Genomic DNA, 499 nt, shown 5'->3' with positions numbered 1-499 from the left:
ATACATTTATTATTATAACAACATTCGTATTCAAACGAAACTAAACAGCCAATCACCGATAAGCTATCGGCAATTGGCTGTATAAAAGGTGTTTTGATCCCTGTCTCAAAAACAGGGGTCAGTCCCACCAGCTGCGCTTTTTTATATCAAAAACTCTTTACAGTCAGAAGATTTATGGTATAATCATTTCTGTTGTCTTTTAAAAGACATAGACATTACTAGATGAAAACATTTTAAAAAAAGTGTTGACCTAGTTAACTAAAAATGTTACTATTAAGTAGTCGCTTCGAGAGAGGCGCGCAAAGTTCTTTGAAAACTAAACAAGACAAAACGTACCTGTTAATTCAAGTTTTATTATAAAATCGCACAGTAATGTGCGTAGTCAGTCAAACTACTTTATCGGAGAGTTTGATCCTGGCTCAGGACGAACGCTGGCGGCGTGCCTAATACATGCAAGTCGAGCGGACAGATGGGAGCTTGCTCCCTGATGTTAGCGGCG

Annotated in this window: 1 protein-coding gene and 1 rRNA gene; both read left to right on the top strand. The window is 38.3% G+C overall.

The features are described from left to right. The coding region (locus WA325_RS21235; protein WP_134980913.1) for an IS3 family transposase at nucleotides 1–85 on the top strand (85 nt) is incomplete at its 5' end. A 311-nt stretch (nucleotides 86–396) separates the two neighbouring features. Continuing rightward, nucleotides 397–499: ribosomal RNA gene (locus tag WA325_RS21230) — 16S ribosomal RNA — on the top strand; the annotation flags it as partial.

The sequence above is a fragment of the Bacillus sp. 205(2023) genome, from assembly GCF_037027485.1.
GTDB classification, from domain to species: domain Bacteria; phylum Bacillota; class Bacilli; order Bacillales; family Bacillaceae; genus Bacillus; species Bacillus halotolerans.
The sequence above is the reverse complement of the archived record's forward strand: the minus strand, read 5'-3'. Positions and strand labels throughout refer to the sequence as shown.